Below are 22185 nucleotides of genomic sequence, written 5' to 3'. Positions count from 1 at the left end.
ATGTCTGTCGTCGATCAATTGAAGAATTTGTTTTCTAAGAAGCAGCTTGACTCTGAGCTGGACTCGCGTTTGAGTTTGGCTATGCCCGATGTGACTATCGTCAATACAGACAATGAGATGCAACCCGAGTCGCGGAACGCGCCTTTGCAGGGTTCAGCAGCGGCAGCAGTTGAAGAGGCAGCGCCTACAGAGGGCGACTTGATCACCATTCCGGTGCTAGGGCGCAAGACGGTGGTGGAGCACCAGCGGACGTTGTTTGTTCTGTTGGGGGGCGCATTGATTGTTTTGGCCGGCGTTACTTTTTATGCGCTGAATCAATCGGACCGTGTCGCTCAACAATTGGGTGCGACAGGCCAGTCTTTGATGCAGTCGCAACGCTTGGCGAAGTCAGTGTCCCAGGCGGTGGTGGGCAGCGCCCAGGCCTTCCCTGACGTGTCGGACAGTGCCAGTATTCTGTCGAAATCGGTACGGGGTCTCCAGGCAGGTGATGACGAGATGCGCATCAACCCGCTGAGCGAAGACTACGCGCCGGAGCTCGGCAAGGTTCTCCCCCTCGTAGAGCGCGCCGACAAGAACGCCAAGGCGGTGATCGCGCAACAAAAAATGTTGACCCAGATCGGGTCCGCGCTCCGCTTGATTAACCGTCAGTCCTCTGACTTGCTGGAAGTTGCGGAAACCGTTTCTTCCTTGAAGCTGCAACAGAACGCGCCTGCCGCTGAAATTTCTGCGGTCGGTCAGTTGGTGATGTTGACGCAGCGGATTGGCAAGTCCTCCAACGAGTTCCTGACCGCCGAGGGCGTGAGCCCTGAGGCTGTGTTCTTGCTGGGTAAGGACTTGAACACCTTTAAGGAGATTTCAGAAGCGCTGCTGTCGGGAAGCACCGAGCTCCGACTCACCGCCACTAAAGACGAAGCCACCCGCGAGCAACTCGAAGCACTGATCAAGATGTATGAAGAAACCCGGGTACAAGCGGGCGCGATCTTGGGCAACTTGCAGGGCTTGGTGTCTGCGCGTGAAGCGCAAGGCGCGATCATTGCGGATAGCGAACCCTTGCGCCGCAACCTGGAAGACTTGCAGGCCAAGTTGTCCGGTCAAGCTGGTATCGGTGGCGCCTCTCTGGCATTGCTGATCTTGGCGGCGCTGTTTGCGCTGGTGTGTGCGGGTGGACTGTCTTATGTGCAGCTGCAAGACAGCCGCAAGCGTCAAGTGGTGGCCGAAGACCAACGTTTGGAAGCGGAGCGTCAAGAGCAGGAAGCCAAGCGCGTAAACGACGCCAACCAGGCTGCGATTTTGCGTTTGATGAACGAACTGCAAACGGTTGCGGAAGGTGATTTGACCCAAGAAGCGACCGTGACGGAAGACATTACCGGCGCTATTGCTGACTCGGTGAATTACACGGTGGAAGAACTGCGCTCGCTGGTGTCGAACGTACAAAACACGGCGGCCCGGGTGGCACAAACGACCGCAGATGTGGATGCCACTTCGACTGAGCTGCTTGCAGCATCCAACGAGCAACTGCACGAAATTCGTGAAACCGGTAAGTCGGTACTCGATATGGCGGGCCGTATTAACGAAGTGTCTGCACAAGCCCAAGAGTCTGCGACGGTAGCCCGTCAATCCTTGCAAGCGGCGGAGTCCGGTTTGCAGGCGGTGCAAAACGCGATCGGCGGTATGAACTCCATCCGTGACCAGATTCAGGAAACCTCTAAGCGGATCAAGCGACTGGGTGAATCCTCTCAAGAGATTGGTGAAATTACAGAGCTGATTTCTGACATTACCGAGCAGACCAACGTGTTGGCTTTGAACGCCGCCATTCAGGCCGCATCGGCTGGTGAGGCTGGTCGCGGATTCTCGGTGGTGGCGGAAGAAGTGCAGCGTCTGGCTGAACGCTCCGCCGATGCGACGCGCCAGATTGCGGCGCTGGTGAAGGCCATTCAGACGGATACGCAGGATGCCATCGGCGCGATGGAGCGCTCCACGCAGGGTGTGGTGGAAGGGGCCAAGCTTTCCGATAATGCCGGTACCGCGCTGACTGAAATTGATCGGGTGTCCCGCCAAGTGGCCGACCTGATTGAGCAGATCTCGAACGCTGCTTCCCGCGAAGCAGGTTTGGCGAACGTGGTTGCTGACAACATTCAGCACATTTTTGCGGTGACCGAGCAGACTGGTGAAGGTACCCGCGCGACTGCTAATCAAGTGCGTGAACTCTCCCGCATGGCCGAGGAACTCCGTCAATCGGTGTCCCGGTTCAAGATTTCCTGATCGCGTGCCCACGTGACCTTCCGCCCCGTGATTTCCAGGAGTGCCTGAACCCATGTCGTCCAACCTTCTTGATTCCGGAGATAACGAACTCGCTATCGGTGACCTGGGGCCGTTGGCTTGGGTGCTCGAAGAGCTCCGCAAGTCCTTAGACGGAGCCACCAAGGCGATGCGTCGTTTTGTCCGCGATGCTGAAATGGCCCGCGGAGCGGATTTGACGGAGTTGGATGCCAGCCACCTGCGCATAGCGCGCCAGCAGCTGCATCAAGCAGTGGGTGCTTTGGAAATGGTGGGGCTAGAGGCGCCCGCTAAGTTTGTGCGAGCCATGGAAACACTGGCTCAAAAGTTCGTACAAAGGCCGGAGCAGTGCAGCGATGACGCGGCGAACGCCATGGAGCGCGCCAGCTTCGCCTTGACGGAATACCTGGATGGTGTCATCAAGGGCAAGTCGGCTTCCTCGGTGGCGTTGTTCCCGCAGTACAAAGTTCTGCTCGAGATGGCGGGCGCGGAACGGATTCACCCTGCAGATTTGTGGCCACCGGCGTGGCAATGGATCCCGGTGCAGGTGCCCGAAGGTGTGGAGCCGCACACTGCGGGCCCGCAGGTCCGCCGGGAGATGGATCATGCAGTGTTGCGACTCGTCAAATACGGCGAGAAAGAGGCGGCACTTCGCTTGTTGCAAGTCAGTCTGGGCTTGGCTGCCGCAGCGCAGTTCATGGAGGAGCGCACCTTTTGGATGGTCTGCGGTGCCTATTTCGAGGGCATGTCGCAAGACCTGTTTGATAGCGACATCTATACCAAGCGCGCCGCATCGCGCATCCTACAGCAATATGTGGTGCTGACAAAGGGTGAAACTGCAGTGTCTGAGCGACTTGCCCAAGACATTGTGTTTTTCTGCTCCCGGGCGATACCTGCAGACCCCACTGTGGCACCTGTGTTGACGGCAGTCCGCACTGCTTACGGCTTGACCCGCAACAAGCAAGTGGACTATGTCAGTGAGCAGTTCGGTCGCTTTGACCCTGCGATGCTAGTTCTCGCGCGCAAGCGTATCGCGGCAGCTGCAGAGACATGGTCGGCCTTGGCAGGCGGAGATGTCAATCGCCTCAAAGCAGCAGCTGAACAGTTTGCTGCCGTGTCGGAGGCCGTGACCAAATTGCACCCTGAGAGTGGTGAGTTGGCTCGCGGCTTGTCGCAGGTGATCGAGGCAACTGCCCGCTCTGGCGTGGCGCCGACACCGGCGGTGGCGATGGAAGTCGCCACTTCGATTCTTTACCTCGAAGCGGCTTACGAAGATCTCGACCCCACAGACAACCAGTTGGCTGAGCGCAGTGCCCGGTTGGCGCAGCGACTCCAGCATGTGACGGACGGCGAAGAGCCGGAGCCGCTGGAAACGTGGATGGAAGAGCTGTACCGCCGCGTGAGTGATCGCCAAACCATGGGCAGTGTGGTGGATGAGCTCCGCACGACTCTGGGAGATATTGAGAAGTCGCTGGATCAATTCTTCAGGGACCCGCGCGACAAAAGCCCCCTTCGCAGCGTACCCGGGCAGTTCGCCCAAATGCGCGGCGTGTTCTCAGTGCTGGGGTTGGATCAGCCCTCGCTCGCTGCTTTGCGGATGCGCACGACGGTGGAGCAGCTGCTGGTCGATGAGGTCGACGCTTCCACCGCGCCCACAGGCGTGTTCGAAAAGCTCGGTAACAGCTTGGGTGCGTTGGGCTTCTTAATCGACATGTTGAGCTTTCAGCGGTCGCTGGCCAAGACCCTTTTCGTTTATGACGAGAGCCTTGGCGAGTTCAAGCCCGTGATGGGCCGCGAGCGGATGGTGGTTCCAGAGGTGGAGGTCGTGCAGGACGACGTCCAAGACGATCTGGCCAGCTTGGCGGCGGTTGCAGCGGCTGCCCCAACTCCCGCCAGCGCGCCTGCCCAGCCCGCCGCCGCGGACTTGGACGAGGACGATGCGGCAGAGCTCCAGGACATCTTCCTCGAAGAAGCCCGTGACGTTATCGAGCGCGGACGCGAGGCGCTTGCCGCATTGCGTCTGGACCCGACCAATCTTGCAGACCAAACCACTTTGCGCAGGGCGTTCCATACGCTCAAGGGCAGTTCCCGCATGGTCGGTTTGGATGACTTCGGCGAGGCATCTTGGGCGTTTGAGCAGCTCCTCAATACATCGTTGGCCGAACAGCGGCCTGCGAGCAACGCGCTGATGGATGTCGCAGACCAGGCCATCGCCGGTCTGGCGCGCTGGGTCACCGATATTGCTCAGGGGCAAGCATCGGGCTGGAGTGCTGTGCCTTTCCGGGCCACCGCTGATGCATTGCGATTGCATGGCCAAAGCGTGGCACTGGATATTCCGTCAGATCTTCCCGATGCGGTAATTTCCTCGGATGAGGCCCTAATCGAGCCAGAGGCTTCGCTCGCACAAGACGCTCCGTCAATCGAGCAACCTGCAGAAGAAGCGCCGGAGCTGGAGTTGCCTGAACTCGAAGAGATTCAGGTCGACTTTGCAGCCACCGAAATGGGGTCTATCGTTTTGGATGACCTGCCTTCTCCGCCGCCGCTCGAAGAGGCCAAGCCAGATTTCGTGGCAACACAGATTTTCGACTTCGACGCGACAAGTCTGGATACGGCCGAGCCCACTGCGCAGTCGTTGGACTCCGTGGAAAGCGTCGAGCTCTCAGATGTCGACTTGGGTGACTTCGACTTTTCTGATTTCGATGCGCCTTCGCAAACGATCCATGCGCCGCTGGAAACCCGCTTGCTCGATATCAACGAGCTGGAGAGCAGTGAAGCTCCTGTAGCAGATGCTCTGGACGAGCCGGAAGAGCCTGTAGCAGCGGAATTCGATAGCGAAGAACAAGTTGAAGAGCAATCGCAGCCCGCCACCACAGGGCTGGTGTTGCAATTCCCTGAACGTGTTTCTGCAGATCCCGATGAAGGCATGAAGGTCATCGGCCCGCTGCGCATGAGTATTCCGCTCTACAACGTCTACCTGAACGAGGCCGATGAATGGTCTCGCAGGCTGCAAACAGAGCTGGGTGAGTGGGCCATAGAGCTTCAAGAGCCAGTGTCTGACACCGTCATTTCGTTGGCTCATTCCTTGTTGGGCAGTTCCGCAACAGTAGGCTTTACAGCGCTTTCAGAAACCGCCAAAGCCTTGGAGCAAGCGCTTCAGCATGTTCAGTTGTACCGGCAGGTGCAGGCAGACCACGCAGATGTGTTTTGCGACGCCGCGGAAGACATTCGCCGCCTGCTGCACCAGTTCGCCGCAGGTTTTGTGAAAGATGCGGATTCACACGTTTTGCAAGCTTTGCAAGACATCACCGAGACGGAGTTCCCGGCACCTGTGATGGAGTCCGGGGATACCTTGCAAGAGCCGGACGAGGAGTCGGACTTCAATAGCCTCGAGTCGGTCGCGCCCGTGGCTTCCGAGCCACTGCCGCTCGCCGAGCCACAAGCCCCCGCGGATGTGTCCTTGCCGCCCGAAACACCAGCCTCCGAGGCGGTGAACGCGCCAACGCCTTTGCCAGAAGCTGCTCCCCTCATCGTGTTGGATGGGGATGATGAAGAATGGGTCGCGCAAGACAGCCTCGATGTGGACTTGCTGCCCATCTTTGAAGAAGAGGCCACTGAGTTGATGCCTCAGTTGGGGGCCGCGCTGCGCCAATGGGTGTCTCATCCCGACGAGATGGCCGCCCGGCAAGAAGTGATGCGTTTGCTCCACACACTCAAGGGCAGTGCGCGCCTTGCGGGTGCCATGCGCTTGGGTGAAATGGGGCACCGGATGGAGTCTTCCATCGAGACCTTGGGTGCCGAAGGTTTGCAATCTCTGCAGCTAGAACCCTTGCTCACCCGCTTTGATGCGATGCAGGCGGTGTTTGTGGGCTTGGGCAAAGCGCTCCAGGACGCGGAGCAAGAAGCGGCTATGCCGACACCCCCAGTGTCCACGCCGGCAACCGAAGCAACGGCTCCTGAGTCGGGTGTAGCGGCACGCCTGCCCAAGCTGTTGCCCGCAGTGGCGGCTACGGCTCCCCAGCCACGCGCGCAAGGCAACCAATCGGTGCGAGTGCGCGCGCAGCTGTTGGATCGGCTGGTCAACCAAGCGGGCGAGGTCATGATTGCGCGTTCGCGGGTGGATGAGCGAATCGGTCAGATCCGCATGTCGCTGGGCGAGCTTTCGGGCAACTTGGATCGCTTGCGCCAGCAACTGCGCGACGTCGAATTGCAAGCCGAGTCACAAATGCAGTCTCGACTGGCGCAGACCAAAGACTCGCAGCAAGCCTTCGATCCGCTGGAGTTTGACCGGTTCACACGCGTACAGGAGCTGACCCGCATGATGGCTGAGTCGGTGAACGACGTGGCCACAGTGCAGCGCAATTTGCTCCGCTCGGTGGAAGGCGCCGAGGACGACTTGATCGCGCAAGGCCGCCAAGCCCGCGAACTGCAAAAAGACTTGCTCCGCACCCGGATGGTGGAATTCGACAGCGTGTCAGACCGCCTGTATGGCGTGGTCCGCCAAGCGGCGAAAGATGTCGGGAAGCAAGTCAAGCTAGACATCATCGGGGACGCGATTGAAGTGGACCGCGGGGTGCTGGATCGTATGGCCCCCGCCTTTGAGCACTTGTTGCGCAATGCGGTGGCACACGGTGTCGAGATGCCTGAAGTGCGAGTGGCCGCGGGCAAGCCGGCGGCAGGCTCGATTCAGGTGCGGGTCTTGCAAGAAAGCAACGACATCACGGTTGCCTTCAGTGACGACGGTGCCGGGCTGGATCTGGCGCGTATCCGCAGCAAAGCCGAGGCCAAACAGCTGATTGAGTCGGGCGCCGCCATGAGCGACGCTGATGCGGCGAATTTGATTTTTATGCCGGGCTTTTCTACGGCGGATGAAGTCACCGAGCTCTCCGGGCGCGGTGTCGGCATGGATGTGGTGCGTGCAGAGGTGCATGCGCTCGGTGGGCGCATTGAGACCCAAAGCCAAGCAAACGCCGGGACTTCGTTCAAGCTGGTGTTGCCACTGACCACTGCCGTGACCCAGGTGGTGATTCTGCGGATGGGGGATTTCTCCATCGGTGTGCCGGCCAACATCATGGAAACCGTGTTGCGAGTGCCCAGCGGGCAGCTCAAAGACGCATATGCCGCGCAGAGTTTTTCATTCGGTGATGAGTCCGTGCCTTTCTTTTGGGGCGGAGCATTGTTGCAAGTGTCCGCACAAAGTGAAGAAATGGCGGGCAAAACACTGCCGGTGGCCATCTTCCGGAGTGCGGGCCAGCGGCTGGCGGTTCACGTCGACGAAGTTCTGGGCAACCGCGAAGTGGTGGTGAAGAACCTCGGCCCACAATTGGCCCGCTTGCCCGGTTTGGCAGGTATGTCTGTGCTGGCTTCGGGTGCTGTGGTGTTGATCTACAACCCGGTCGCGTTGGCATCGGTGTACGGCGATCAAGCCCGCGCCTTGGTGACGCAGCGCCAGGATCGCAGTGCACAAGGCACAGAGCGAGCCGAGGCACAGCAACCAGCCACAGTGGTTGCGGCTACCCAGCTGCCACTGGTGCTGGTGGTTGACGATTCGATCACGGTGCGACGCGTGACCCAGCGTTTGCTCAAGCGTGAAGGTTACCGTGTCGCGCTGGCGAATGACGGCTTGCAGGCCTTGGAGCGTTTGCAGGAAGAAGTGCCTGCGGTGGTCTTGTCTGACATTGAGATGCCGCGTATGGACGGCTTCGACTTGGCTCGCAACATCCGTGCAGATGCCAAGTTGCGTGGCCTGCCTATCATCATGATCACGTCGCGCATTGCCGAGAAACACCGCGAGCACGCCCGCGAGCTCGGTGTGGATCACTATCTCGGCAAGCCCTACTCAGAAGATGAACTGCTGGGCTTGGTGCGGGCTTATTGCTCGGCGGCGGTTCCCGCCTGATCCCCTGACTTTTTGAGAAAGCCATAGCGCGCCAAGGTGCGCTCCCTGGCTTGCGCATGGTCCACAACGGGAGCAGGGTAGTTCACGCCCAACTCCACCCCGGCGGCGAGCAGCTCCATCGGCTTGGCGGCCCAAGGTGCGTGGATCGCTTTGTCTGACAGGCCCGCGAGTTGGGGGAGGTAGCGCCGGATGAACTTGCCCTGCGCATCAAAGCGCTCGCTTTGGGTCACCGGGTTAAAAATCCGGAAATAGGGTTGCGCATCGCAGCCACTCGAGGCGACCCACTGCCATCCACCGTTGTTGGCAGACAAGTCAAAGTCATTGAGATGGGTCGCGAAGTAGCGTTCGCCCCAGCGCCAATCCAGCCCCAAGTGTTTGACCAAAAAGCTTCCGGCCACCATCCGCAAGCGGTTGTGCATATAGCCGGTCTGGTTGAGCTGGGCCATCGCGGCATCAACGATCGGGTAGCCGGTGCGGCCCTCGCACCACGCCGCATACAGGGCTTCGGCGTGCTCGCCGCTCTCCCATTGGATGTGGTCGTACTCCGGTTTGAAGGCGTGACGGGCCACCCGGGGAAAGTTCGACAGAATCTGAAAATAAAAATCGCGCCACGCCAGTTCTGCGAGCCAAACAGATGCCCCTTGGCTCCCGGCACGCACCCGCTCCAAGGCCAGGTTGACCAAGTGCCGGATGGACACAGTGCCAAAGCGCAAATGAACACCCAGGTAGCTCGGGCCCTTGAGGCTAGGGTAGTCACGGGCCTCGCCATAGCGATCCATGCGCACCACAAAATCGTTCAGCAGCGTCTGGCCTGCGGCCTCGCCGCCGTGCATGCCGAGTGATTGAAGATTGGTCGCCTCGAAACCCAGAGCGGTTAGGGAGGGGATGCCGCTGCCCAATTCATGAGGCACCGGGGCCAATACTGCCGCTATGTTCTCGGGGAGCTGATGTTGGGCCACGGTATTCGCCCCGATGCGGGCCAGCCAAGCGCGGTGATAGGGGGTAAACACGCCGTAGGGCTTGCTCATCTGCGTCAAAACTTCGCGCTCTTCAAAAATCACCTGGTCTTTGACCAGTTTGAGCTGGCAGCCTTCGCTCAGTAGTTGTTGCTGCACGGCGGTGTCGCGCTCAAGGGCTGCGGGCTCGTAGTCCCTGGCTGCGAATACTGCTTGCACATCCAAGCGCGCTGCCAACTCGGGAATCGCGTCCACCGAATCCGCATGCAGAACGATCAACCCGCCTCCGCCCGGTGCCATCGCGCCAAGCCGGGTGTGCAGTTCAGAAACCGCGCCATGAATGAACTCCACACGCCGGTCCTGCCGGGGAAGGTGGTTCAGGATTGCCTTGTCGAACACAAAAACGCAATACACCGCCTCGCAAGATGCGGCCGCGAGAGCCAATGCCGCGTTGTCTTGGGTGCGTAAATCGCGGCGGAACCAAACCAGCCCTTTGGAGAATTCAGATTGCATGTCAGCCGTTAAAATCAGGGAATGTCCGGCGATTCTGCACCTTTCAATCTCACCCATCATTTCCTGATCGCAATGCCCGGGCTGGACGATGAGATGTTCTCCAAAAGCGTGGTCTTTTTGTGCGAGCACTCAGAGCGCGGGGCCTTAGGCCTGATCATCAACAAGCCCGCAGACATGCCGTTGACGGCGTTGTTCGACAAGATCGACCTGACCTTGCAGCGGGCAGACCTGCTCGAGCAGCCGGTATTCCAAGGTGGCCCCGTACAAACCGAGCGCGGCTTTGTCTTGCACGAGCCCGTGATCACCGGAGGCCCTGAGGCCGGCGAATCTCTTTATGCCTCCACCATGACCATACCCGGCGGGTTGGAGATGACCACCTCCCGCGATGTGCTCGAGGCGCTGTCGATGGGCTCTGGCCCCAAACGTGTGCTGGTCACCTTGGGTTATGCAGCTTGGGGCGAAGGGCAGTTGGAAACCGAGTTGGGCGAAAACAGCTGGCTCACCACGCCCGCAGATCACGCAGTCATTTTTGATACGCCGGTAGACCAGCGCTACGACCGGGCGCTGGGCCTGCTCGGCCTGCAGTCGTGGATGATTTCTCAGCAAGTGGGGCACGCATGAGCGAGGCCGCGGTGCCCGTTCCCGAGGCATTCACGACCTTCATTGCTTTTGATTTCGGCTTGAAGCGTACCGGCGTTGCGGTGGGCAACCGCTTGATGCGAACCGCCCAGCCGCAGGGCTCCATCCATGCCGAAGGCAATGCCCGCTTTGACGGCGTGGCCGCCAAGCTCAAGGAATGGCAGCCCGACGCCATCGTGATCGGCGTGCCCTACCACCCCGATGGCGCCCCGCACGAGAACACCGCGCGCGCCAAAAAGTTCGGCCGCCAGTTGCAGGGGCGATTCGGCCTGCAAGTGTTTGAGGTGGACGAGCGCTACAGCACCACCGAGGCGATTGCCAGCGGCGCCAAAGACGCCGATGCCATGTCAGCCTGCATTATTTTGGAACAATTTTTGAGGAACCTCCCGTGACCACTTTGGCTTTGGATGCAGAGGCGCTGTACCGCGAACTCCTGCGCGGCGTACAGCAGTTGTGCAATGCAGATACCCGCTTGGTGGGCATCACCTCGGGCGGCGCCTGGCTGGCCGAGCGCCTTCAGGCGGACCTGAAACTCGCAGGCAAGCACGGCACGATCTCTTCCGCCATGCACCGTGACGACTTCGCCAAGCGTGGCCTGTCCTCCGGCGGCCAGACCCAGTTGCCCTTTGATGTGAACGGCGCCGACATTCTGGTGCTGGACGATGTGCTCTACACCGGCCGCACCATCCGCGCAGTGATCAACGAGCTGTTTGACTATGGCCGCCCCGCGCAAGTTCGCTTGGCAGTGCTGGTAGACCGCGGCGGGCGCCAGTTGCCCATCCAGGCCGAATTCGCGGCCGCTCGGGTCAGCTTGGCAGCCAACCAGTCTTTGGCTCTGGCGCGCAGCGCTGAGGGTGTGTTTTCTTTTGATGTGCAGGAGGCCTGAGCATGTTGTACAAGCGCAATCCGCAACTCAACAAACACGGCGAGCTGATCCACCTGCTGTCCACCGAAGGGCTGCCCAAAAACATCCTCACCCACATTCTGGACACCGCCACCAACTTCGTGTCGCTCAATGACCGCGAAGTCAAAAAAGTGCCCCTGCTCCGCGGCAAAAGTGTGTTCAACCTGTTCTTTGAGAACAGCACCCGCACCCGCACTACTTTCGAGATTGCGGCCACCCGACTGAGCGCGGACGTTATCAACCTCGACATCGCGCGCTCCAGCGCCTCCAAAGGCGAGTCCCTGCTGGACACCATCGCCAACCTGAGCGCCATGGCCGCCGACATGTTCGTGGTGCGCCACAGCGAGTCCGGGGCGCCCTATCTGATCGCCCAGCACGTCGCACCCCATGTGCATGTGATCAATGCCGGCGATGGCCGCCATGCCCACCCCACCCAGGGGCTGCTGGACATGTTCACCATCCGGCACTACAAAAAAGACTTTTCCAACCTCACGGTCGCCATCGTGGGCGACGTGTTGCATTCGCGCGTGGCGCGCTCTGACATCCATGCGCTGACCACTCTGGGCTGTGCCGAAGTCCGGGTAGTCGGCCCCAAAACACTGGTGCCCTCCGACATGGCCCAGATGGGCGTGCGCGTGTGCCATACCTTGGAAGAGGGCATCAAGGACTGCGATGTCATCATCATGCTGCGCCTGCAAAACGAGCGCATGAGCGGCGCGTTGCTGCCATCTATGCACGAGTTTTTCAAGAGCTTTGGCCTTACACCCGAGAAGCTGCAACTCGCCAAGCCCGACGCCATCGTCATGCACCCCGGCCCCATCAACCGCGGTGTGGAAATTGACTCGGCGGTGGTGGATGGCGCACAAGCCGTGATCCTGCCGCAGGTGACCTTCGGTATCGCCGTGCGTATGGCGGTCATGAGCATCGTCGCGGGCAACGAGGCCTGAGGCCCCAGATTCAAGGACTGAAGCAATGCAAATTCTGATTCAAGGCGGCCGCGTTATCGACCCTGCCAGCGGCACCGACACCGTGGCCGATGTGGCCATCTCAAGCGGCCGCATTCTGGCTATTGGCGCTGCGCCCGCCGGCTTTGCCCCGCAAACTACCATCAACGCCCAAGGCTGCGTCGTCGCGCCGGGCCTGGTCGATTTGTCCGTGCGCTTGCGTGAACCCGGCCACGAGCACGAAGGCATGTTGGCCAGCGAAACCGCCGCCGCGGTCGCGGGTGGCGTCACCAGCGTGGTGTGCCCGCCCGATACCGAGCCGGTGCTGGACGAAGCCGGTCTGGTCGAAATGCTGCGCCACCGCGCCGAGCGCTTGCACCAGGCCCGCGTGTTTCCTCTCGGTGCTTTGACCCGCAATCTGCAAGGCGAAGTGCTTACCGAAATGCTGCAGCTCACCCAAGCCGGCTGCGTGGCCTTCAGCCAGGCCGAAGTGCCCTTGCTCAATACTCAGGTCACCCAGCGTGCCCTGCAGTACGCCAGCACCTTCGGCTACACCGTGTGGCTGCGCCCGCAAGAGGCCTACCTCGGCAAGGGCGTAGCTGCCAGTGGCCCCTTGGCTACCCGCATGGGCCTCTCCGGCGTGCCGGTGGCTGCAGAAACCATTGCCCTGCACACTATCTTTGAGCTGGTGCGCTCGACCAAGGCCCGCGTGCACCTGTGCCGTATCAGCAGCGCCGCCGGCGTGGAGTTGGTGCGCCAGGCCAAGGCCGAAGGCCTGCCCGTGAGCTGCGATGTGAGCATCAACTCCCTGCACCTGACCGATGTGGACATTGGCTACTTCGACAGCCGCATGCGCCTGAACCCGCCCCTGCGCCAGCAGCGTGACCGCGATGCCCTGCGCGCCGCCCTGGCCGATGGCACCATCGACGCGCTGGTCTCTGACCACAACCCCGTCAGCGCGGATGAAAAAACACTGCCTTTTGCCGAAGCCGAGCCCGGCGCCACCGGCCTGGAGCTGCTGCTGAGCCTGGCCCTCAAGTGGGCGCAAGAGAGCGGCTTGGGCATGGCAGAGGCGGTGGCCACCGTCACTAGCCGCTCAGCAAACGTCTTGGGCGGCGCGTTGGGCACCTTTGCCGCCAGCGCAGGCCGGCTCACAGCAGGTGGCGCAGCAGACATTTGCGTGTTCGACCCTGCCGCCCACTGGGTGGTGGAGCCATCCGCACTGGTGAGCCAAGGGCAGCACACCCCGTTCGGTGGCTACGAGCTGCCCGGCCGGGTGAAAGCCACGTTGGTCGGCGGCCGCGTGGCCTACACCGCAGCCTGAAGCCGTACCGAGCCACAAGCCTATGCGCCAACTCAAAGCCTTGTGGCGAATCAGCCGAGTTCTCCTGCACGTGCTGGCGGGCGCATGGCGCATTCGCACGGTGTTCCCCCGCCTGACGCAGCCTGAGCGTGATGCAGAAGTTCAGGCCTGGGCCCAGGCCATGCTTGCGCGGCTAGCTATCAAATTGGTAGTAAACGGCACGCCACCCGCAGGCGGTCCGGTGCTGCTGGCGGCTAACCATATCTCCTGGTTGGATATCGTGGTCATCCATGCGGCGCGGCATTGCCGCTTTATCTCCAAGGCCGATATTCAGCATTGGCCCGTGGTGGGCACGCTGGCGACCGGTGCCGGCACGCTGTATATCGAGCGCGAATCCCGCCGCGACGCCATGCGCGTGGTGCACCACATGGCCGAGCGCTTGAGCGCAGGCGATGTGCTGGCCGTGTTCCCCGAAGGCACCACCGGCGACGGCACCCATGTGCTGCCTTTTCATGCGAACCTGCTGCAGGCGGCTATTGCGGTGAATGCGCCCATCCAACCGGTGGCCCTGCAGTTTGCCGACGACCAAGGCCAGCAAAGCTTTGCCCCTTGCTACATCGGAGACGACACCCTGCTCGGTTCCCTCTGGCGCACGTTGTGCAGCGACGGCATTCAGGCGGTGGTGACGTTTGGAACTCCGCAAACCGCCGACGGGCGCGACCGCAGGACGTGGTCGGCCGCTGTGCGGGAAGACATCATTGCGCTGCGTCAGCGCTGATTTGCTCACTTTTTGATAGCTGCTTGCGCATATCTCATGGGCGCCAGAGCCTGATTTGATGCAAAAATGGCTGGTGCCCCCGACAGGAATCGAACCTGTATCTGCCCCTTAGGAGGGGGCCGTTCTATCCATTGAACTACGGAGACCGGACGCGGGATTGTATCGGCCTGCGCGCGGGGCATCCCCCGTCGCAGAGTGCTGCCTACTTGGTCAGCTGCCGCATGGCCTCTTCCAGGCCTTTGAGGGTGAGGGGGTACATCTTGTTTTGCACCAGCTGCTGGATGACCGCGATGCTCTGGCGGTACTGCCAGACGCCTTGGGGCTCAGGGTTGATCCAGGCAAACTTGGGGAAGGCGTTCATCAGCCGCTGCAGCCATTCGGCTCCGGGCTCTTCATTGTTGTACTCCACGCTGCCGCCGGGCTGCAAAATTTCGTAGGGGCTCATGGTCGCGTCGCCCACAAAGATCAGTTTGTAGTCCTTGTTGTACTTGCGGATGATGTCCCAAGTATCAAACTTCTCAGCAAAGCGACGGCGGTTGTTCTTCCACATGAAGTCATAGACGCAGTTGTGGAAGTAATAAAACTCCAGGTGCTTGAACTCGGTCTTGGCCGCGCTGAACAGCTCTTCCACTCGCTGGATGTGGTCGTCCATGGTGCCGCCCACGTCCATCAGTAGCAGCACCTTGACGTTGTTGTGCCGTTCCGGGCGCATCTTGATATCGAGGAAGCCGGCGTTGGCCGCAGTCTTGCTGATGGTCTCGTCCAGGTCCAGCTCGTCTTCATGGCCTTCGCGGGCAAATTTGCGCAGACGGCGCAGCGCCACCTTGATGTTGCGGGTGCCGAGTTCCTGGGTGTCGTCGTAGTCTTTGTAGGCGCGCTGGTCCCAGACCTTCACGGCGCTGCGGTTGCGGCTCTTGTCCTGCCCGATGCGAATGCCTTGCGGGTTCTGTCCGTAAGCGCCAAAAGGGGATGTGCCGCCCGTGCCAATCCACTTGCTGCCACCCTCGTGGCGTTCTTTTTGTTCTTCGAGGCGCTTCTTGAGCGTCTCCATCAGCTCGTTCCAGCCCATGGCCTGCAGCTTGGCTTGCTCTTCAGGCGTCAAAAACTTCTCGAGGTTTTTGCGCAGCCATTCGGCTGGAATGTCTTTGGTGAAATCGCTGACCTGCTCGATACCTTTAAAGTAAGCCCCGAAGGCCCGGTCGAACTTGTCGTAGTGCTTCTCGTCCTTCACCAGTGTGGTGCGGGCCAGAAAGTAGAAGTCGTCAATGCTGTAGCCGCTGGCCTCGCCCTCACCATCCGCCGGATGCGAGTTCGGCCCTACCACTCCTTTTTGCAGCGCCTCGAGCAGGGTCAGGTATTCCTTGACCGAGACGGGTAGCTTGGCGGAGCGCAGGGTGTAGAAGAAGTCCAGCAGCATGGGGGTGCCCTCAGGTGCGCGGTTTGTCCAACAGGTACAAGAGCTGTGCCTTCACTTCAGGCCATTCGCCGCAGCGCAGGCTGTACATCACGGTGTCGCGGATGGTGCCGTCGCGGCGCAGGGCGTGGCCACGGATCACGCCGTCCTTTTTTGCGCCCAAGCGCTCGATGGCTGCTTGGGACGCGAAATTGAAGTTGTCGGTGCGCCAGCCCACCACATGACAGCCCAAAGTCTCGAAAGCGTGGGTCAGCAGCAGTAGCTTGGCGGTGGTGTTGACGTGGCTGCGCTGGCTGCTTTTGGCGTACCAGGTCCAGCCGATTTCGACGCGCTTCACTGCCGGCACGATGTCGTGGTAGCTGCTGCAGCCCAGCACCTTGCCAGTGGCCGTTTCGGTGACGGCGAAGGCAAAGCGGTTGCCAGCTTCGCGCATGGCGAGCGCGTCTTCGATGTATTTGCGGGTGTTTTCCGGCTCGGGGACCGAGGTCACGCGGATATTCCAGAGCTCGCCGTCGGCCGCGGCAAGGCGCAAGCCCGCTTCGTGCTCCAGCGCCAGCGGAAGCAAAGTGATGCCTCGGGCACTCAGGATGACGGGTTCGACGAATGCCATGGGCTTAGTCTGCCTTGTCCTGGTTGCGATTGCGCCAGCGGCGCGCAGCCTGAAGGCCCAGTCCACCGCCCACACCCACCAGCACAATGCCGCCGATGCTGGCGGCTCCGTAGCCCTGCGCGAATACATCAAGTCCTAACAAGCGGCCCAACCAGAAGCCCAGTAATGCACCACCCACAAAGCCTATGGCGTCGGATAGGCCTTCGATCAACGGATTATTTTTCATCGGGTATGGCTCAGCGGTTGTGGCGTTGCATGAACATCAGCTTTTCAAACAGCGTGACGTCTTGTTCGTTTTTCAGCAGCGCACCCACCAGCGGGGGCATAGCCATTTTGTCGTCTTTGCTTTGCAGGGCTTCGGCCGGAATGTCTTCAGCCAGCAGCAGCTTGAGCCAGTCCAGCAGTTCGCTGGTGGACGGTTTTTTCTTGAGGCCCGGCAGGTTGCGCACCTCGAAGAAGGTTTTCATGGCGGCGCTGACCAGCTCTTTTTTCAGGCCGGGGAAGTGCACATCCACAATGCTCTGCATGGTGGCCGCGTCCGGGAACTTGATGTAGTGGAAGAAGCAGCGGCGCAAAAACGCGTCGGGCAGCTCTTTTTCGTTGTTAGAGGTGATGAACACCAGCGGCCGGTGCTTGGCCTTGATGAGCTGGCGTGTTTCGTAGCAGTAAAACTCCATGCGGTCGATTTCGCGCAACAGGTCGTTGGGGAATTCGATGTCGGCCTTGTCGATTTCGTCAATCAGCAGCGCCACGGGTTGGTCGGCGGTGAAGGCCTGCCACAGCACGCCCTTGATGATGTAGTTGTTGATGTCTTTGACGCGCTCACCGCCATCCACATCCGAGAGCTGCGAGTCGCGCAGGCGGCTCACGGCGTCGTACTCATACAGGCCCTGCTGGGCCTTGGTGGTGGACTTGATGTGCCACTGCAGCAAGGGCATGCCCAAGGCATCAGACACCTCTTCGGCCAGCATGGTTTTGCCGGTTCCGGGCTCGCCCTTGACGAGCAAGGGGCGCTGCAGGGTGATGGCGGCGTTGACCGACAGCATCAGGTCCTGGGTGGCAACGTAGTTGGAGGTACCGGTGAATTTCATAGCAAAAGCGTCTGTGTTGCTGCTTGATAGCGATCAAACATAGGGGTTCTACGGAGGGCCTTCTCGATATAATGGTTTCACAAAACCACCACGTCATCACTCTGTGATTGTCATCGCAAAATGAACAAACTTCTCTTGTCGCTGTCCGCCGCGCTTGTCGCTTCTGTGACCGTTTTCGCTGCTCATGCTGAGGGTGTGCAGGGTGATGTGAAGGCGGGAGCCAAAAAGAACGCCATGTGTATTGGCTGCCATGGCATCGTGGGTTACCAGTCCAGCTTCCCTGAAATCCACAAGGTCCCCAAGATTTCCGGGCAAACCGGCCAGTACATTGCGGCCTCGTTGAATGCCTACAAGAAGGGCGAGCGCAAGCATCCCTCCATGAAGGGTATCGCGGCCTCCTTGACCGACCAAGACATCGCGGACTTGGCGGCTTATTACGAAGCCAGTGGTGTGGTGGCCGGTGCCCCTGCACTGGGCAAAGCGGCTGCAGCCTCTGAAAAGGTCAACGCACTGCTGACCAAAGGCAACTGCGCCTCCTGCCACGGCGAGTCTTTGAGCAAGCCTATCGACCCGACTTACCCCAAAATTGCCGGCCAGCACAGCGATTACCTGTTTGTTGCGCTCAAGGCTTACAAAGTTGAAGGCAACGCCAACATCGGTCGTGGCAACGCGATCATGGGTGGTATTGCCAAGCAGTTCAGCAACGCTGAACTCAAAGAGCTGGCGAATTACGTGGGCTCCTTGCCCTCCGATTTGCAAGTGGTGCCGCAAAACCGATTCAAGTAATCGCCACTGCCTCCCTCAACTCAAAGCCGCTGTTTCAGCGGCTTTTTGTTTGGGGGCGCGTTAAGTCCGTGCCGGGTGAATCGGGATGACAGGTTTGTCTTGACCGCCCGAGACATAGTAGCTGGGGCATTGGTATCGGGCGATGTCATGGCCGTGGAGCGGAAACGAACCACAGTTGGACCAACGGCGCAGCGGGGAGTGATAGATACCACATTGAAATTTTTCTGCGCCTGCAGGCTCCAGAAACATGCATTGGTGGTTCATGCAGCAGTTGCCGCACTGCACGCATTCACCTTCAATGTGCTCCGGCACTTGTTTCACCTGGCCAGCCACGTCCCGGAAGTAATGCAGTGCAGGGCCCTGCCGCAGCGCCTGAATATGGGTCAGCGTTTTGCGCATGGTGGTCCGGTAGCGGAGCAGGTATCGCCGCCGCCAAAACACCAGGCTGGCTACGGCCGGAGCCACCGGAACGCTGAGATACGCGCAGCCAATCAACGCATGGGTAGCCCAGTGGGCAAGTCGGTGTCGCAAGGCAGGCTCCGGTAGCAAGTTTCGCAGCATGCTAGGGACGGATTGCGGCAAATCCATGACACGGCTGCGTCACGGGGCGTGTCACGCAGGCTTCATAACCCACGGGCAGCATGCGCAGCTTTACTCTCTGCAACGCTATGCCGAACTCCAGTCGCCCCATGCCCCGAGCGTTCTACTTGTTGTTGGGTGTTCAATTTCTCTCCACCCTTGCGGACAACGCGTTTTTGATTGTGGCGATCGCCCGGGTGATGGAGTTGGCAGAGGCGGATTGGCGGATACCAATGCTCAAAATCGGGTTCACCGTGTTTTATGTGGTGTTGGCACCATTTGTGGGGCCCGCGTCAGATGCATTCCGCAAGGGGCGGGTGATGGTGTTGTCCAACGCATTCAAGGTCATTGCCATGTTGCTGTTGTTGCAGGGGGTGGATCCTCTGCTGGCCATTGCGGTGGCAGGGTGGGGTGCCGCTCTTTATGCGCCGGCGAAATACGGGCTGATGACCGAGTTGCTGCCGCCCGCAGCGCTGGTGCGTGCGAATGGATTTTTTGAAGGGGCCACGGTGTGTGCCGTTATTTTGGGCACGGTTCTGGGGGGACTCTTGATCAGTCCCCTGTTGCTAGCCTGGCAGCCCGCTGAGGGCAGTGCTTACGCGGGGGGCATGGTGGTCTTGCTGCTGTTGAACAGCATCGCCATGGTGGTGTGCCTCTGGATCCCCGATAGCGGCGCCCGCTACGACGCCCATTCGATTCACCCGCGTACGTTGGTGTTGCGGTTCTGGCGCGAAAACCTGGTGCTCTGGCGCGACAAGGTCGGGGGCATGTCCATGGCGGTGACCACCTTGTTGTGGGGCGTCGGCGCCACGCTGCAACTGGTCGTGTTGCGTTGGGCGCACGAGGCGTTTGGCCTGCCTCTGGATCAAGCCGCCTACCTGCAGGGGGTAACCGCTCTGGGTGTCGTGGTCGGCGCCATCGCTGCGAGCCGATTTGTGGTGCTGGAGCGGGCTGTCCATCTGTTGCCGCTGGGGCTGTTGCTGGGTGTTGTGATACCGATGATGCTGTGGGTGCAGTCGATTTATGCCGCCGCGGTGCTGATGATCGTGGTGGGCGCTATGGCTGGGTTTTTTGTAGTCCCCATGAACGCGCTGCTGCAGCATCGGGGTTACACCTTGCTCACAGCGGGGCGCTCGATTGCGGTGCAGGGTTTCAACGAAAACGCAGGCATGCTGGTCATGCTGGTGGTTTACGCCGGTGTCACTGCGCTCAACCTGCCTTTGCACACCTTGATATGGGGCTTTGGCATCATGGTGGTTGTGGGGATGGCGCTGGTGTGTGGGCTCTACCGCGGGCAATGGTGGCCGCTGCGGGTGGCGTGAGCGACGCCAAACTGTCAAAAAAGCATCATCAAGCTGTTATGTGCGGTGCCTAGTCTCGGGTGTGTGAAAACCTCCGACGACCTCCTCATCGAGTCCTTCGCTCCGCAGCTCTCCAGTTTGCGGATTGCCGTCGTGACAGAAACCTTCCCCCCTGAAGTCAATGGCGTGGCCATGACGCTGGGGTGGCTTGTCAACGGCATGCTGCAAAAAGGCCACTCAGTGCAGGTGGTGCGACCGCGCCAGCCGCGCGAGCAAGCTGGATTGCAGCATGAGGGGCTGGATGAAGTGCTTTCCAAAGGCGTGCCTTTGCCGGCTTACGGTGAGCTGCGATTTGGCATGCCCTCCAAAAGCCGTCTGATCAAGCTCTGGGGGGAACGCCGACCCGACATCGTGCACGTGGTCACCGAAGGGCCGTTGGGTTGGTCTGCGGTAGCGGCAGCGCGCAAGTTGCAGCTGCCGATCACCAGCTCGTTTCACACCAATTTTCAGAGCTATTCGCAGCACTACGGCATTGGCCTCCTAAAGACGCCGATCGAGTCTTACCTGCGCAAGCTGCACAACCGCACCCAAGCCACCATGGTGCCCACCCGCAGCCTAGTGCAAGACTTGACCGCACGAGGCTACGAGAACGTGACGCTGCTGTCGCGCGGCGTTGCGCTGGAGCAGTTCGGCCCGCAACACCGATCGGATGCGCTGCGCCGCCAATGGGGCGTGCAGGGCGATGAGCCCGTCATCCTGCTGGTGGGGCGCTTGGCCAAAGAGAAAAACGTGGGCTTAGTGGTGGCTGCGTTCCGCGCCATCAAGGCCCGTGTGCCGAATGTGAAGCTGGTGTTTGTGGGCGATGGCCCTCTGCGCAAGGCGCTGACCGAGGCGTGCCCGGAAGCCACCTTTGCCGGTGTGCAAAAGGGCGGCGACCTTGCTGCGCACTATGCGTCGGCGGACCTGTTTTTGTTCCCGAGCATGACAGAGACCTACGGCAACGTGGTGCCCGAAGCATTGGCCAGCGGGCTAGCGGTGGTGTCGTACGACTGTGCCGCAGCGCTGGAGTTGATTGAAAGTGGTGACAACGGGGTGTTGGTGCCCACAGGCGACGACGTGTCTTTCGTCAATGCCGCAGTGCAAATGGCGGTGGACCCTGAACGCATCGCGCGCTTCCGTGCGGCGGCTGCCAAGGCCGTGGCCGACCGCAGCTGGGATGCGGTGGCCGATACCTTCTTGAACACCTTGCGCTCGGTGCTGGAGCGCCACGGCAGACCTTTTGCGTCGGCCGCAGCGAGCAGGGCAAGCGCCTCAGGATTGCCAGCGAAGGAGCGGCTGGCCCATTCGCACCCGCGACCCTTGCTCTAAGCCTGCGTCGAGCACAAAGCCTTTGGGCGCCAGCACGATCACGGTGGAGCCATGCTGAAACCAGCCCATTTCCTGCCCGCGCTCAAAGCTTGCGTTACAGGCGATCTTTTTGGGGCCGGTGTACTTCAGGTGAAGCAACACATCCAGAAAGTGCAGCCGGATGCTGGCTACCAGCACCGCAGCCACCGGCACCAATGCCACGCGTTGCCCCTGCAGCGGGCCCGGGCCGTTCAGCCGGGTTCCGATGAAGGCGCGCTCGTTTTTACAGAACAGTTTTTCCACCCGCTTGAGGGCAATCGGGTTCACGTTCCAGGTGTCGCCCGAGAAGTAGCGCACTTCGTCCACGGTGCAGTGGTGGGGGGCGTGGAAGCGGTGGTACATGCTGGATGTGAGGCGCAGGGTGACAAAGCTGCCGTCACGCCATTCGCTGACGTCTGCGTCCGGGCCCAACAGGTCTTCCAGGGTGTACGGGAAGCCTTTGGCCTGGAACACGCGGGTGCCTTCAATGGGGCCGCTCGCGCCCACGATGGCATCGACCGGGCTGGTCATGGCATCCACATCTTGTGCCACGGGTCGTGCGCCGTCTTTGAGTTCGCGGGTGAAGCAGTCGTGCATGCTGGAAAAGCGCTGTTTTTTGGCTTCGCGCAAGTCCAGGTCGCTAAAGAACTTCCAGATACCGATCGAGGCATCCCGCACCAGCGGCTGCTCGATCTTGCTGAACCACCCCAGAAAGCGGGTGAGCGCCTGGCGCGGAATGCGGTTGGTCAGCATGAAGTTCAGGTCTTCCTGGCTGAGGATTTTTTGAATCTGTGCACGTAGTTGCATG

General features: G+C 60.5%; 18 protein-coding genes and 1 tRNA gene. 11 read left to right on the top strand and 8 right to left on the bottom strand.

Annotated elements, in window-relative coordinates:
• Both RAE21_RS12595 and RAE21_RS12590 read left to right on the top strand, forming a co-directional pair.
• A complete protein-coding gene (locus RAE21_RS12595; RefSeq protein WP_313881649.1) occupies window positions 1-2262 on the top strand; it encodes a methyl-accepting chemotaxis protein in 2262 nt (753 codons plus the stop codon).
• A 52-nt stretch (window positions 2263-2314) separates the two neighbouring features.
• Window positions 2315-8173 carry a hybrid sensor histidine kinase/response regulator gene (locus RAE21_RS12590; protein ID WP_313881648.1) on the top strand — a complete coding sequence of 1953 codons (5859 nt, stop codon included), beginning with the start codon at window positions 2315-2317 and terminating at the stop codon, window positions 8171-8173.
• On the opposite strand, the gene RAE21_RS12585 is transcribed toward RAE21_RS12590, so the two are convergent.
• Entirely contained in the window at window positions 8146-9642 is a 1497-nt protein-coding gene (locus RAE21_RS12585; RefSeq protein WP_313881647.1) for a cryptochrome/photolyase family protein, read from the bottom strand. The two genes, RAE21_RS12590 and RAE21_RS12585, sit on opposite strands and share 28 nt — an antisense overlap.
• Window positions 9643-9663: 21 nt before the next feature.
• Between RAE21_RS12585 and RAE21_RS12580 the strand changes: the two genes are divergently transcribed.
• Genes RAE21_RS12580 through RAE21_RS12555 form a run of 6 tightly spaced genes read left to right on the top strand, consistent with a single transcriptional unit; the run spans window position 9664 to window position 14210 of the window.
• Complete coding sequence (locus RAE21_RS12580; RefSeq protein WP_313881646.1) at window positions 9664-10263, top strand: YqgE/AlgH family protein; 600 nt, start codon at window positions 9664-9666, stop codon at window positions 10261-10263.
• The gene (ruvX, locus tag RAE21_RS12575; protein WP_313881645.1) at window positions 10260-10673 is read left to right on the top strand and encodes a Holliday junction resolvase RuvX; all 414 of its coding nucleotides are present in this window, start codon (window positions 10260-10262) and stop codon (window positions 10671-10673) included. Before RAE21_RS12580 ends, ruvX begins: the two co-directional genes overlap by 4 nt.
• Complete coding sequence (pyrR, locus tag RAE21_RS12570) at window positions 10670-11167, top strand: bifunctional pyr operon transcriptional regulator/uracil phosphoribosyltransferase PyrR (RefSeq protein WP_313875156.1); 498 nt, start codon at window positions 10670-10672, stop codon at window positions 11165-11167. Before ruvX ends, pyrR begins: the two co-directional genes overlap by 4 nt.
• A gap of 2 nt (window positions 11168-11169) precedes the next feature.
• Window positions 11170-12132 carry an aspartate carbamoyltransferase catalytic subunit gene (locus RAE21_RS12565; RefSeq protein WP_087496363.1) on the top strand — a complete coding sequence of 321 codons (963 nt, stop codon included), beginning with the start codon at window positions 11170-11172 and terminating at the stop codon, window positions 12130-12132.
• A gap of 25 nt (window positions 12133-12157) precedes the next feature.
• Window positions 12158-13453 carry a dihydroorotase gene (locus RAE21_RS12560; RefSeq protein WP_313881644.1) on the top strand — a complete coding sequence of 432 codons (1296 nt, stop codon included), beginning with the start codon at window positions 12158-12160 and terminating at the stop codon, window positions 13451-13453.
• Window positions 13454-13475: 22 nt separating this feature from the next.
• Complete coding sequence (locus RAE21_RS12555) at window positions 13476-14210, top strand: lysophospholipid acyltransferase family protein (protein WP_313881643.1); 735 nt, start codon at window positions 13476-13478, stop codon at window positions 14208-14210.
• Window positions 14211-14281: 71 nt separating this feature from the next.
• Here the strand turns inward: RAE21_RS12555 and RAE21_RS12550 are convergent.
• The 5 genes from RAE21_RS12550 to RAE21_RS12530 form a co-directional block, all read right to left on the bottom strand.
• A tRNA-Arg gene (locus RAE21_RS12550) sits at window positions 14282-14356 on the bottom strand.
• Window positions 14357-14412: 56 nt separating this feature from the next.
• A complete protein-coding gene (locus RAE21_RS12545) occupies window positions 14413-15627 on the bottom strand; it encodes a vWA domain-containing protein (RefSeq protein ID WP_313881642.1) in 1215 nt (404 codons plus the stop codon).
• Window positions 15628-15637: 10 nt separating this feature from the next.
• Window positions 15638-16234 carry a GNAT family N-acetyltransferase gene (locus RAE21_RS12540; protein WP_313881641.1) on the bottom strand — a complete coding sequence of 199 codons (597 nt, stop codon included), beginning with the start codon at window positions 16232-16234 and terminating at the stop codon, window positions 15638-15640.
• Window positions 16235-16238: 4 nt separating this feature from the next.
• Entirely contained in the window at window positions 16239-16460 is a 222-nt protein-coding gene (locus tag RAE21_RS12535) for a hypothetical protein (RefSeq protein WP_313875162.1), read from the bottom strand.
• A gap of 10 nt (window positions 16461-16470) precedes the next feature.
• Complete coding sequence (locus RAE21_RS12530) at window positions 16471-17325, bottom strand: AAA family ATPase (RefSeq protein WP_313881640.1); 855 nt, start codon at window positions 17323-17325, stop codon at window positions 16471-16473.
• Window positions 17326-17445: 120 nt separating this feature from the next.
• Here RAE21_RS12530 and RAE21_RS12525 point away from each other — a divergent pair, with 120 nt between their 5' ends.
• Window positions 17446-18111, top strand: coding sequence for a c-type cytochrome (locus RAE21_RS12525; protein ID WP_313881638.1), 666 nt, complete (start codon window positions 17446-17448; stop codon window positions 18109-18111).
• A 60-nt stretch (window positions 18112-18171) separates the two neighbouring features.
• On the opposite strand, the gene RAE21_RS12520 is transcribed toward RAE21_RS12525, so the two are convergent.
• Window positions 18172-18642 carry a hypothetical protein gene (locus RAE21_RS12520; RefSeq protein ID WP_313881637.1) on the bottom strand — a complete coding sequence of 157 codons (471 nt, stop codon included), beginning with the start codon at window positions 18640-18642 and terminating at the stop codon, window positions 18172-18174.
• 137 nt (window positions 18643-18779) lie between these two features.
• On the opposite strand from RAE21_RS12520, the gene lplT reads away from it, so the two are divergent.
• Entirely contained in the window at window positions 18780-20012 is a 1233-nt protein-coding gene (gene lplT / locus RAE21_RS12515) for a lysophospholipid transporter LplT (protein WP_313881636.1), read from the top strand.
• Window positions 20013-20075: 63 nt separating this feature from the next.
• Window positions 20076-21359 (top strand): glycosyltransferase family 4 protein, encoded by a 1284-nt coding sequence (locus tag RAE21_RS12510; protein ID WP_313881634.1) that lies wholly within the window; start codon window positions 20076-20078, stop codon window positions 21357-21359.
• On the opposite strand, the gene asd is transcribed toward RAE21_RS12510, so the two are convergent.
• A complete protein-coding gene (gene asd, locus RAE21_RS12505) occupies window positions 21303-22184 on the bottom strand; it encodes an archaetidylserine decarboxylase (protein ID WP_313881633.1) in 882 nt (293 codons plus the stop codon). The genes RAE21_RS12510 and asd overlap by 57 nt on opposite strands.
• Window position 22185: the final 1 nt, after the last annotated feature.

The sequence above is a fragment of the Rhodoferax potami genome, from assembly GCF_032193765.1.
Lineage (GTDB): Bacteria > Pseudomonadota > Gammaproteobacteria > Burkholderiales > Burkholderiaceae_C > Allorhodoferax > Allorhodoferax potami.
The sequence above is the reverse complement of the archived record's forward strand: the minus strand, read 5'-3'. Positions and strand labels throughout refer to the sequence as shown.

What these genes read in the sequence shown, in the direction of transcription:
- RAE21_RS12535 (WP_313875162.1), bottom strand. Translation starts at nt 16,460, where the DNA reads ATGAAAAATAATCCGTTGATCGAAGGCCTATCCGACGCCATAGGCTTT.
- RAE21_RS12540 (WP_313881641.1), bottom strand. Translation starts at nt 16,234, where the DNA reads ATGGCATTCGTCGAACCCGTCATCCTGAGTGCCCGAGGCATCACTTTG.
- ruvX (WP_313881645.1), top strand. Translation starts at nt 10,260, where the DNA reads ATGAGCGAGGCCGCGGTGCCCGTTCCCGAGGCATTCACGACCTTCATT.
- RAE21_RS12590 (WP_313881648.1), top strand. Translation starts at nt 2,315, where the DNA reads ATGTCGTCCAACCTTCTTGATTCCGGAGATAACGAACTCGCTATCGGT.
- RAE21_RS12595 (WP_313881649.1), top strand. Translation starts at nt 1, where the DNA reads ATGTCTGTCGTCGATCAATTGAAGAATTTGTTTTCTAAGAAGCAGCTT.
- RAE21_RS12585 (WP_313881647.1), bottom strand. Translation starts at nt 9,642, where the DNA reads ATGCAATCTGAATTCTCCAAAGGGCTGGTTTGGTTCCGCCGCGATTTA.
- RAE21_RS12530 (WP_313881640.1), bottom strand. Translation starts at nt 17,325, where the DNA reads ATGAAATTCACCGGTACCTCCAACTACGTTGCCACCCAGGACCTGATG.
- RAE21_RS12580 (WP_313881646.1), top strand. Translation starts at nt 9,664, where the DNA reads ATGTCCGGCGATTCTGCACCTTTCAATCTCACCCATCATTTCCTGATC.
- RAE21_RS12525 (WP_313881638.1), top strand. Translation starts at nt 17,446, where the DNA reads ATGAACAAACTTCTCTTGTCGCTGTCCGCCGCGCTTGTCGCTTCTGTG.
- asd (WP_313881633.1), bottom strand. Translation starts at nt 22,184, where the DNA reads ATGCAACTACGTGCACAGATTCAAAAAATCCTCAGCCAGGAAGACCTG.
- RAE21_RS12565 (WP_087496363.1), top strand. Translation starts at nt 11,170, where the DNA reads ATGTTGTACAAGCGCAATCCGCAACTCAACAAACACGGCGAGCTGATC.
- lplT (WP_313881636.1), top strand. Translation starts at nt 18,780, where the DNA reads ATGCCGAACTCCAGTCGCCCCATGCCCCGAGCGTTCTACTTGTTGTTG.
- RAE21_RS12555 (WP_313881643.1), top strand. Translation starts at nt 13,476, where the DNA reads ATGCGCCAACTCAAAGCCTTGTGGCGAATCAGCCGAGTTCTCCTGCAC.
- RAE21_RS12560 (WP_313881644.1), top strand. Translation starts at nt 12,158, where the DNA reads ATGCAAATTCTGATTCAAGGCGGCCGCGTTATCGACCCTGCCAGCGGC.
- RAE21_RS12545 (WP_313881642.1), bottom strand. Translation starts at nt 15,627, where the DNA reads ATGCTGCTGGACTTCTTCTACACCCTGCGCTCCGCCAAGCTACCCGTC.